Origin of the sequence: Vibrio sp. LB10LO1, assembly GCF_010092875.1 — a bacterium.
GTDB lineage: Bacteria > Pseudomonadota > Gammaproteobacteria > Enterobacterales > Vibrionaceae > Vibrio > Vibrio campbellii.
Genome location: NZ_JAADJW010000012.1, coordinates 152,876 through 161,983, shown reverse-complemented (window position 1 = coordinate 161,983; position 9,108 = coordinate 152,876). Strand labels below are relative to the sequence as shown.

Annotated in this window: 11 protein-coding genes and 1 pseudogene; 9 read left to right on the top strand and 3 right to left on the bottom strand. The window is 44.6% G+C overall.

Features of this window, described 5'->3' with window-relative positions; translation table 11 throughout:
- The first annotated feature begins 217 nt into the window (after positions 1-217).
- Both GXP65_RS11350 and GXP65_RS11345 read left to right on the top strand, forming a co-directional pair.
- Positions 218-862, top strand: coding sequence for an alanyl-tRNA editing protein (locus tag GXP65_RS11350; protein WP_162092826.1), 645 nt, complete (start codon positions 218-220; stop codon positions 860-862).
- A gap of 144 nt (positions 863-1,006) precedes the next feature.
- Positions 1,007-1,426 carry a cupin domain-containing protein gene (locus GXP65_RS11345; RefSeq protein WP_005427570.1) on the top strand — a complete coding sequence of 140 codons (420 nt, stop codon included), beginning with the start codon at positions 1,007-1,009 and terminating at the stop codon, positions 1,424-1,426.
- A gap of 63 nt (positions 1,427-1,489) precedes the next feature.
- On the opposite strand, the gene GXP65_RS11340 is transcribed toward GXP65_RS11345, so the two are convergent.
- Positions 1,490-2,392: a DMT family transporter gene (locus GXP65_RS11340; RefSeq protein WP_162092825.1), complete on the bottom strand. Its 903-nt coding sequence runs from the start codon at positions 2,390-2,392 to the stop codon at positions 1,490-1,492.
- 120 nt (positions 2,393-2,512) lie between these two features.
- Between GXP65_RS11340 and GXP65_RS11335 the strand changes: the two genes are divergently transcribed.
- The gene (locus GXP65_RS11335; protein WP_162092824.1) at positions 2,513-2,995 is read left to right on the top strand and encodes a MarR family transcriptional regulator; all 483 of its coding nucleotides are present in this window, start codon (positions 2,513-2,515) and stop codon (positions 2,993-2,995) included.
- An 82-nt stretch (positions 2,996-3,077) separates the two neighbouring features.
- On the opposite strand, the gene GXP65_RS11330 is transcribed toward GXP65_RS11335, so the two are convergent.
- On the bottom strand, positions 3,078-3,548 hold the full coding sequence (locus tag GXP65_RS11330; protein ID WP_050557392.1) for a hypothetical protein: 471 nt from the start codon (positions 3,546-3,548) through the stop codon (positions 3,078-3,080).
- Positions 3,549-3,914: 366 nt separating this feature from the next.
- Here GXP65_RS11330 and GXP65_RS11325 point away from each other — a divergent pair, with 366 nt between their 5' ends.
- The 6 genes and pseudogenes from GXP65_RS11325 (at position 3,915) to GXP65_RS11300 (ending at position 7,925) form a co-directional block, all read left to right on the top strand.
- Positions 3,915-4,349, top strand: a complete 435-nt coding sequence (locus GXP65_RS11325; protein WP_005427632.1) for an Mpo1-like protein — start codon at positions 3,915-3,917, stop codon at positions 4,347-4,349.
- A gap of 74 nt (positions 4,350-4,423) precedes the next feature.
- Positions 4,424-4,810 carry an MAPEG family protein gene (locus GXP65_RS11320; RefSeq protein WP_162092823.1) on the top strand — a complete coding sequence of 129 codons (387 nt, stop codon included), beginning with the start codon at positions 4,424-4,426 and terminating at the stop codon, positions 4,808-4,810.
- A gap of 144 nt (positions 4,811-4,954) precedes the next feature.
- Positions 4,955-5,502, top strand: a pseudogene (gene cyaB, locus GXP65_RS11315) (class IV adenylate cyclase).
- Between the two features lie 138 nt (positions 5,503-5,640).
- Positions 5,641-5,970 (top strand): hypothetical protein, encoded by a 330-nt coding sequence (locus tag GXP65_RS11310; RefSeq protein WP_038889788.1) that lies wholly within the window; start codon positions 5,641-5,643, stop codon positions 5,968-5,970.
- A gap of 215 nt (positions 5,971-6,185) precedes the next feature.
- A complete protein-coding gene (locus GXP65_RS11305; protein WP_162092822.1) occupies positions 6,186-6,800 on the top strand; it encodes a sugar O-acetyltransferase in 615 nt (204 codons plus the stop codon).
- A 183-nt stretch (positions 6,801-6,983) separates the two neighbouring features.
- A complete protein-coding gene (locus GXP65_RS11300; RefSeq protein ID WP_162092821.1) occupies positions 6,984-7,925 on the top strand; it encodes a DMT family transporter in 942 nt (313 codons plus the stop codon).
- A gap of 78 nt (positions 7,926-8,003) precedes the next feature.
- Here the strand turns inward: GXP65_RS11300 and GXP65_RS11295 are convergent, their stop codons facing one another.
- A complete protein-coding gene (locus GXP65_RS11295; RefSeq protein WP_162092820.1) occupies positions 8,004-9,107 on the bottom strand; it encodes a porin in 1,104 nt (367 codons plus the stop codon).
- Between the last annotated feature and the right edge of the window lies 1 nt (position 9,108).

Here is a 9,108-nt window from a genome sequence, read left to right as displayed (position 1 = left end):
TCAGTAAGGATTGCTAAGTGATCAGATCACACACACTTGAAAGAGTTCAAAAAAAATCCCCAAGCTACAAGCTTGGGGATTTGTGTATAAGAGACAGGCCGATTCGGTGGGCATTTTTTATGGATGAAATCGGGCAGAGAATCACATAGGTGCGCTATGCATTGATATAAAACTCACCTAAAGTAGGGCATCACCACGATAAATTGCAGGGAAGGCAATGACGCACAAAGTATTTTGGGATGACCCGTATCGAGTTGAGTTGGAATCTACCGTATCTCTTGTGAACGGACCTTGTATCGAGTTAGAAGAAACCATCTTTTACGCCGAGTCTGGCGGTCAAGAAAGCGATGCAGGCACCATCGGTGGTATCCAAGTGATAAAGGCAGAGAAGCAAGGTCTATCCATTGTTTATACACTGGAACATGAGCCGAACTTTCAAGCTGGCGCAGTTGTGACCACGCAGATTGATTGGGCGCGTCGCTATGCTTTGATGAAACTGCACTTTGCAGCGGAAGTGATTCTTGAAGTCGTGACTCACCGTTTTCCTAAGATGACCAAAGTCGGTGCACACATTTCTGCCGACAAAAGCCGGATTGATTTTGAGTGGCACGAGAGCGTCAAACCACTGCTGCCAGAGCTGCAACAACAAGCTCAAAGTGTGATAGATTCTCACGCTGACATTATTAGTGAATTTTCTGATACCAGCGAACAGCGTCGCTACTGGAAAGTTGAGGGCTTTGCGCAAGTTCCGTGTGGCGGTACCCATTTAAAGAACACGTCGGAAGTTGGGCGTATTCAACTAAAACGAAAGAACATCGGCAAAGGCAAAGAGCGGATCGAAATCAGCCTAGAAGAAGAGTGATGCTCAGCTCAACAACAGAGTCGGCTGTTGCATCATGGGAGTAGGCTTCGCTGTTTCGCTCACACTTCTTCTCATCCGCTCGTCATCATCTTCCATCCTCTCTTACTGTTTAAGTAAAGGTTATTAATAAACAAGGAGAGAACTTTGAAACCGATTCAAACTGCAGTGATTGCACTTTCATTGGTGTTTAGCTTTGCATGGGCAGACACCCATTTGCCAGATTCAGTGGAGGCCGACGTAGTCCTCAAGACGACAACCAGCTGGGATGGCACTACCTTGCCTGAATACCCCAAAGGCCAACCTGAAGTCACTATTGTGAAAATTACCGTCCCGAAGGGCGTGCAGCTTCCAATGCACCAACATCCTGTCATTAATGCGGGCATAGTGCTGAAAGGGGAAATCACAGTCACGAAAAAGGATGAAGAGAAGATCGTACTGAAAGCCGGAGACGCAATTGCAGAAGTCGTCGACCAATGGCACTTTGGTGCAAATACGGGTGATGAGCCGGTAGAGATTTTGGTGTTTTACGCTGGTGTGAAAGATAAGCCGATAACGGTGAAATGAAGAATATAGAACCAAAAAGCCCGAGCACAAACTCGGGCTTTTTGTTTTTCGCTTTGTAGAGTGTTACAACTCACAAGGTTTTGCGTGATTGATGCTGCGTTTTTGTTTAAAGGACATCACCAGTTGTGGAACCAGCGACATCAGGATCATGCCTAGCATCAGGCTGTATTGAAGGGGAGTGAAGCTTTCGCCCATCAAGACTAAGCCAGAAACAATGCCAGCGACTGGGTTTGCGATACCACCGAAGGTAAAGTCCACCACCGACATGCGTTGCAATAGCCACACGTACATGCTGTAACCAAGCGCAGTGTTGAGTACGATAACCCACAATAAACCACCGACGTTTCCTAATGATGTGTTTTGTAGGGCGCTCACATACGGCTCTGGATCAAAGCTTGCGAAGATGGCTGCGGCGATAGAAAGAATGATACCGCCTAAGATGAGCTGCCATGTTAGCACCGTCCACCAGTGCATTCTTGCTCCAAGAGACTTAGTAACGCTACTGCCAATAACGATACACATAATTGCCGAGAGCATTGCAATTAAGCCAATGGGGTTAAGTGTGATCGAGCTAGGATCAAACAGGAACCATGCTAGTGCAATCAGCGCTGCGCCGCTTATCCCTTGAATCAAACTTGGTTGTCGTTTGTATACAACCCAGCCAAATAGCATCGCAAACACAGGGACAGAAATCATACCCACGCCAGAAATGGCAGAAGGCAAGGTCAACGCCATAACAAAGATGAGTCCGAAGAAGAGGGCGATATTGATTGTGCCTAGTACCAGTAAGATCTTCCAATCTTGTTTCTTTGGTAGTGATGGTTTGATAGCAAGCAACAAAAGTCCAGCCGGCAAAGCTCGCAGTGCGCCAAGCAACACTGGCGGCCAGTCTGGCAGAGTAAATTGTGTTACGGCGTAAGTGGTGCCCCAAAAGAACGCCGGAATCATCGCGAGTAAAATGTTCACATTAAATATCTTTACGTTGAGATAATTTATTGTAACGATACGTTTGAAATGACTTTTTGTAAAGTATCTTTATGTTAAGATTAATTTGTAAGTCAGAATGTCTTTGGAGATGAAAGGGTAATGGACGCAATTGACAGAGTGGTAAGCCAATGGGCTAAGGAAAAGCCGGAGCTCGACACTGAACCGATGGCGATCATGGGGCGCTTGATGAGAATCGCAAAGCACATGGAAAACCACGTCGCCGAACTGCACAAACGTTACGATCTCAAAATGGGCGAGTTTGATGTTTTAGCAACGCTGCGACGCAGTGGTCAGCCATATCGTTTAACGCCATCAGAGCTGATTTCATCCATGATGCTGACATCCGGTGCCATGACAAATAGGCTTGATAAGCTAGAGAAGAAAGGTCTAATCGCGCGTGAGCACAGTAAAGAAGATCGCCGTAGCGTCACTGTTGAACTCACAGCAAAAGGTTTCGAGCTCATTGACTCGCTGATAGAGCAGCACCTTCAAGCGCAACATGAGTTGATGGGGTCTTTGAGCGGTGCAGAAAAAGGGCAGGTTAATCAGGCGTTAAAACTTCTATTACCGCAGTATGAGTAAGCTGACGTTCGGAAAATTTAGCCCCTGAGGAGGGGCTAAATAGTATTGATGCAACAAGTAACTAAAGTCTTGAACAGCAGAACTATTTAACCTTAACTGCATCTGCCATCATTTTGTCTGTCGCATTTTCTAGAAGTACAACATTCAAGTTCTCAATATCTTGTCCATTCTTGGCCTCGATTGCCCACATTCCGCCTGTTGCAGGGTCAACAATCAACCAGCCGATCAGGCCACCCAAAAGAATATTGCCACCAATGTACCAACCACTTGCTGAAGAAGTTAATGGGATTATTTGGTTCTCGTAGCCAGCAGAAGAAACCTCAAGGTTGTAATTCGCTCCGTCGAAGAAACCATCAGAGCGTTCTAGATTGTAGAAAAGAGAGCCTTTTGACTGTGCAATGATGGAGCCGTTTGAGGAGAGCAGTTTGATGTCAGCTGACGAAGGAGTCGCTTTAACTGTCATGTTTTGAGTTGTACCGTTGATGATAGAACCACAGCCTGTTAACAACAAAGCGCTTAAGGTAGCGCTCAATAACATTTTGTTTTTGTTCAAAATATAACCTTGATCTAGTGGCGTGAAAATTGAGTGCAGATTCTAGACCAATGGATTGGTAATTTCTAATATGTTTTATATATATAAAATTAAATTATAAATACTTCGCGCCTATATTGGGAAAAGTGAGATTTGTCTCATTTGAAATCTATAGGAAACCATGGTGTTATTTCGTTGAGAAATTATATTGGATTGTCGAGTCTTTATAAGCGATTGTTTATCCCAAAATATTGCATTTTGAAATCAGAAACATAGTTTGTGCTTGGTCACAGATACTTTGTTTATTATCAATATCTTCAGGCAAAAACTCGCACCTTTAACTCGCACCGACTATATAAATGTTATAGCGATGTTAAAGGTGAAGTTATGCGTGCACTTTCTGAATGGTTAGAAGCCTACGGTGAAAGCCATCAAAACCCAATCAACCAAAAGATTCACAAGGTGGCGGTACCCGGCATCTTTTTATCCGTGGTTGGCTTGATTTGGTCCATTCCGCAGATTCCTTTATTTGGGTTCAATCTCAACTGGGTATGGGTTGTTGCGCTACCCGCGTGGATCTTTTACTACCGCCTTTCTCTAAGCGTATTTATTATGATGATTGGCTACACCGTTGCGTGTATCGGCCTGATCTGGTCGATGGACATACTCGGTTGGCCAGTCTTACAGATTTCGATGCTACTTTTTGGTGTGCTTTGGATTTTCCAGTTTATCGGGCACAAAATCGAAGGGAAGAAACCATCGTTTTTTGAAGACGTTCAGTTTTTACTGATTGGTCCTATTTGGGTGTTTCGTAAGCATTAATGAGATGAGCAAGAAGTTATGGGAATAAGGAGTTGCTAGACTTTAGGTAGTTCCCATTTTTATCGAGATCTATTATGCCTACCGCTCTGTTTGTTTTAGTTTTTGTTAGCGTCATTCCTTATGTACTTGCAGGTCTTGGTGGATATGCCAAGGTTCAGCAACTCGGTCATCTTGATAATCATCATCCACGCTTGCAGGAGAGGAAACTTAGTGGGCGTGCGGCGAGAATTATTGCTGCTCAATCCAATGCTTGGGAAGCGCTGGCTTTCTACACAGCTACAATTTTAACGGTGAGCTTGAGTGGCGTTCCTTGGTCTGACTTATCTATGCCAGCCATCATATTTGCTATAACGCGAATGGCGCATCCGGTTATGTACATCGCAGATATCGCTATTGGCCGAACCCTTGTCGTTATTGTGGGCGTGACAAGCTGTATTTATATGCTTTCTCTTGCGTTTTGATTTTAACGACGCGTTTGCACAAAGTTATCTTGTGCAGCATTTCGAATTACTAACCTATGTTACCATCTCGCTGGTTTTAGAAGTCCTTTAACGTTGCAAAGAACAACAAAAAGTCGAAGCGAACAGTTGTAGTGAGGTAGTCGCGTGAGTGCACAAGATCATTTTCTGGGGCAGTTTGAAGTTGAATTGAAATACAGAGTGAAAGACAAGCGAGCGTTTTTAACCGCGCTGAGCAGCCTACAGCACGAGGTGATGTTCGAAGATAACCAAGAATCAGATTGGTTTTACGATACCCCCGAGCGCAAACTAACCAACGAAAACAAAGCTTGGTGATTCGTGAAATTGAACCGTCTGGGATTAAGCTTTGGATTGTGAAAGGACCGGAAGAAGATCGTTGCGAAGCGACAGACATCACCAAGTCCCACGCAGCCAAAAGCATGTTGGAGAACATGGGGTATGAGGTGATTCTTCATACTAAGAAGGTTCGCAGCATCTACTTTGTCGGTGAATTCCATATCACGCTTGATCACCTTGAAGGTATTGGTTATTTCGCAGAATTCGCGATCATGACTGATGATGAAAGCGCACTAGGGCGTTACAAGCTAAAACTAGAGGCTCTAGCAGGCATGTTTGGTTTGGATGAGTCCAACCGAGAACTGCGCTCTTACAAACAAATATGGACCGCTCAGTAAAATCCCCGTCATTTCTTATTGGTCTAATAAGCAACTCCCTCCAATCGCACTATGATTAAAGTAGTGCGAGCTTGCCGTCTCGCATTAACATTCCATTTCGAAAATGATGGTGACAATGTCACTTAAGCGGAGGGGGAAATGTACAACCGCGAGCACAAATACGTGTATTGGCGAGAAGAGCGCAAGAAAGGCAAATGGAACTACATTATGAAGTCTTTCTTGATGATTTGCTGTGCGTTGTTGGTTGGCAAGGTAATCGGTTTATTTGTTTTTGGTGAACTGCATTCATTGAAAGACATTACGGAGCAGTTTCCCGCCGATATTTTTATCATGATGCTGGTGGGGTTTCCTGTCAGTGTTATTGGTTGGTATCACGAAGAATCGAAGTTTTTTCGAGCATTAAAGCGTCGAGATAAGAAATTTAAAGCGCGTCTGGAGGCTCGTAAAAAAAGAAATAAGCCTACTTAGAACAAATGCCGCAAGATTCGAAATTTGCGGCATTTTTGATTTCTGTTCAAATTTCAACTTTGGGCACGATACCTTCACCTTCGCCCATTTTTCTTCGCTAATAATTGCTTACTTTCTTTTTAGGGCGACAGGTGAATTTCATGACTTTTGGCAAGCCATTGTTACCGCTACTTTGCTAAATTCCAACCAAGAACATCCCCTAAACAGGAATAAAAATGGATAAGAAAACCATGCTGCACTGCCAAAAAGTGTACTTCTGCAATGATGAAGGGCTGGCGGCAATGCAAATCGAATGTCTTGAAACTTTATACGATTACAATCACACCCGTCCTTCAGAGTCAGAAAAGCGGGGCGAGATACTCGGGCGTCTTCTCGCGTCTGTAGGTGAGAATTGCTACATCGAACCGCCTTTAAGGGCGAACTGGGGATGCCACACGTACCTCGGTGATAATGTTTACGCAAACTTCAATCTCACTTTGGTTGACGATACTTACATCTACATTGGGAATAGCGTAATGATTGGACCGAATGTGACTATAGCGACGGCAGGGCACCCAATCGATCCTGATTTGAGACGAGATGTCGCTCAGTTCAACATACCAGTTCGAATCGGAGATAACGTGTGGATTGGCGCAAACTCGGTGGTATTACCGGGTGTGACGATTGGAGAAAATTCAGTGATTGGCGCTGGCAGCATAGTAACCAAGGACATTCCTGCCAACGTTGTTGCGGTTGGTAATCCGTGTCGTGTGCTGAGAGAGGTCGGACAACACGACAAAGAGTACTATTTTAAAGACCGTAAGCTTGAACAAAATATGTTCAATGGTTAGTCTGAACCTTCTACCCGAATAGGAAAGTAAAATGATCATCCGCGCAACCAACCTCTGGTGGCTCCTCCTTCCAATGCCAAGCAGTCGGTAGGTTGAGTTGTGCCTGGCTGCGAGTAGATGCAGCCAGAGTCGTATTCTATCTCGTAGCCTTGTTTGAAAGTCATCAATCATCAAGGAGACAAAATGAATACGGCATCCGATTCCAACGACCAATCAGAAAGCCAGACCAAAAAGAAGCCAGTGAGTGCAGTGACAATAGGTGTCATGCTTGCACTTGCTGGAACACTGCTGTTTTCGATTAAACCTGTCTTTGTCAAACTCGCTTACCAGTATGGTGGTGATGCGGTCAGTATCATGACGCTACGAGCGATGAGTTCATTACCAGTTTACCTTGGCATTTTGTTTTGGACGTTGCGTAACTCTGAATATCGCGGGAAAGTGAGAAAGCATGGACTTAAAGCGGCGTCCATTGGTGTGTTGGGCTATTACTTAGCTAGCTATTTAGACATTACGGCACTTAACTATATTTCCGCTCAATTGGAGCGCTTGCTGCTTTTCCTATTTCCAACGTTTGTTGTGTTGATCATGTGGTTTAAAGAGGGGCAATCACCCAAGCGTTCAGTATTATTTGCCGTTTTGGTTGGGTATCTTGGGGTTGGTCTCATTGTGGCGCACGATCTTTCTCACTATGGAGAGAAGATTTGGCTCGGTGGTGGATTAGCGATTGCGTCGGCATTTGTATTTGCCGTGTATTTGGTCATGAGTAAAGCCAGTATCGCAAAACTCGGAAGTAAGCTGTTCACCAGTATTGGAATGGGGAGTGCTGGGATTGCAATTCATATTCATCTGTCTTTTAGCTCGCTACAGTTAAATACTATGAGTGAAGAACTCATCACCATTGGGATATTGCTTGGCATCTTCTGCACGGTTATTCCCTCGTATTTGATAGCAGCCGCAATGGCGCGGCTCGACCCTGCACACCTGAGTTTGGTGAGCAATATTGGTCCTGCGATGACGGCGTTGTGCGCCATTTTTATATTGAATGAATCATTTACTTGGTTTCATGCCTTGGGGATGATGCTGACCGTTGTTTCGGTTGTGATGATCAACCGGTTTAAGTCATGAGTACCCTATTACAGAAGATGAAGAACGGAGACGGTGATAGAGGGGAGGCAGGTCGATAAGCATTGACCTGCCAAAGGCTTAGAACACAAAGTTAGCCATAATTGTGTACATATCTGCGCTGTCATCTGAAGGGGGAGAAACAAATGCACCTGAGGCGTCTCGATAAGCTTTAAAGTGTTGCCATTCCGCATTGAGTGACACGTTATAGTGCAGATCGTACCTCACACCCAATAGATAGCTATCGCCCACTTTATGTTCATGGTCATCAAACTGTTGGCCATAAATAGCATACGGTGTGAACTTGTTTAAGTTATAGCTGCCTTGTGCATACCATGCAGATGCAATGTCGTTGGTTTGACCTTCCAAAGTTAAAGTCAGGGCATCAAACTCATATTCTGCGCCCAGCGAGATAAGCTGAATATCTTGGCCTTTTGCTTTGATGGTTTGATCTGGAATGGGAACAACACCAACACCAGGAATAGTGGTAGTGAGGTTGCGCAGTTTCGTTTCTTGGTCGTAATTCGAATCTAAATAGGTCAAGTTCCAACGATAATAATCACCACTCAAGATGAAGTTCACGCCATACATATCGTTAGTTTTAAACGTCAGCTCGGTATTGGCGTTAAAGTCGACGGTACTTTCATCATGAAAACCAATGAAAGGTGTCGTGGTTAACGTCATGCTGTCGTTGATGTCATAGTTCCATAGAAATGAAACCCCATTGAACGCGGTAATTCCCAGAATACTGTCATAGACTTCGTTTGGTGGCCTTGCTGGCGTAAAGGCGTGCCCGACATAGTAATACTCGGAGGCGAGGAATACAGGCATTCGTAGGCGACCAGCGCGAAACTCAATACTGCCATAGCTGTAGGCAAGGTAGGCCCATTCTAGCTGAGGATCGCTCCAGTGGTCCTGTGGTCTTTTGACCATTTGAGCAGAAGCTTTAAAAGCGTCGTAATAGAAGTCGAGTTGAACACCAAAGGTGGTATCACAGTCGTAGCAGTTTTCATCGTTGATGAATCGATTAACGAGCACTGGTGTTTCGTTGTCAGTTGTTGCCCATGAGGTAGAGCCAAAGCCGCTCAACGATAAATTATCGGTGATCTCTATTGCCGCTAAGCTCGGTAAGGCCACACTGCTAAGCGCTGTTGCTATCACTGATGCGATGAGTGTTTTCTTCATA